The sequence below is a fragment of the Kocuria sp. KRD140 genome (assembly GCF_017168375.1).
GTDB classification, from domain to species: Bacteria; Actinomycetota; Actinomycetes; order Actinomycetales; family Micrococcaceae; genus Kocuria; species Kocuria marina.
Genome location: NZ_JABFAW010000001.1, coordinates 378460 through 379019 on the forward strand (window position 1 = coordinate 378460; position 560 = coordinate 379019).

The following is a 560-nucleotide window of genomic DNA, read 5'->3' on the forward strand; positions in this document are numbered from 1 at the left end:
CGGGAGGGCGGGGGGAGGTCCTCACGGGCCCAGCGTACCGGGATGCGCGCGGCCCGGATCGACTGTGCGTCGCCACGGGCGTATCATAGTGCGTTGGTGTGCCCACGTTCGGGTGCGCCGCATCCGAGCAACGCCGTGCCTGGCAAAATCCAGACACCTACAGAAGGTTGACACCATGAAGGCTGACATTCACCCGGATTACCACCCGGTCCTGTTCCGCGATCTCGCGTCCGGCAAGGTCGTGCTGACCCGTTCCACCGCCACCTCCCCCAAGACGGAGACGTGGGAGGACGGCAACGAGTACCCCATCATTGAGGTCGAGATCTCCTCCGAGTCACACCCGTTCTACACCGGCAAGCAGCGCATCATGGACTCCGCCGGCCGTGTGGAGCGCTTCAACCAGCGGTTCGCGAACTTCGGGAAGTCCGGCAAGTAAGTCCGAACTTCTCCCCCGACGCCCGGTCCACCCTTCGGTGGGCCGGGCGTCGTCGTGTGCGGGCACGTGACGACATGAAACATGCAATCGTCATCAAAATGTGATCTCTCCCCTAGGATGGTCG

Annotated in this window: 1 protein-coding gene; it reads left to right on the forward strand. The window is 63.8% G+C overall.

The window, feature by feature from the left end; genetic code table 11:
* The first annotated feature begins 175 nt into the window (after positions 1-175).
* Entirely contained in the window at positions 176-436 is a 261-nt protein-coding gene (locus J1M36_RS01645) for a type B 50S ribosomal protein L31 (RefSeq protein ID WP_064845287.1), read from the forward strand.
* Positions 437-560 lie beyond the last annotated feature (124 nt).